Source organism: Bartonella sp. AA81SXKL (assembly GCF_042196945.1).
Lineage (GTDB): Bacteria > Pseudomonadota > Alphaproteobacteria > Rhizobiales > Rhizobiaceae > Bartonella.
Genome location: NZ_JBHIRH010000417.1, coordinates 1 through 543, shown reverse-complemented (window position 1 = coordinate 543; position 543 = coordinate 1). Strand labels below are relative to the sequence as shown.

The 543-nt window shown below is 43.3% G+C and carries 1 pseudogene; it reads left to right on the top strand.

What is annotated here, in order from left to right:
• Positions 1-543, top strand: a pseudogene (locus ACFINZ_RS12010) (phage late control D family protein); the annotation flags it as partial.

The window sequence follows — 543 nt, the reverse complement described above, 5'->3', positions numbered from 1 at the left end:
GATACATTTGAAGCAGAGTTTGACGATAGTGGCAATGATTTAGAGGTTCCCTCAAGCAACAGCACTCTGCAAGTGATTTTTGGCTATGAGAACAGCATCAGTGCCTTTATGGGGCGTTTTGTTGTCGAATCGGTTGTAAGTTGTGGTGGCAGTGATGGAGAGATTTTGCGCCTTTGTGGCAAAAGCGCCTCGATGCGTAAAGAGCTCAAAGAACAGGTGAGTGAACATTTTGATCACAAAACTGTTGGTGAGATTGTTGAGACACTTGCCAAACGCCATGGCTATCAAGCAAAGGTCAGTCCTCAGTTCACTCAACAAACTTTGCCTTATGTGATTCGTACAGATCAATCGACGGTTGATTTTTTAACCCGCCTTGCCGATCGCATGCGGGCACGTTTTTTGATCAAGGACAATAAGTTTTTATTTTTAAGCGGAGATAATTTACCAGCATTAGCAATCCATAAGTACGACTGTTCCAACTGGGAATTTACGTTAGAGCCACGTACGCAATATGGCACCATTGAAGCTTCTTATTTTGATCGC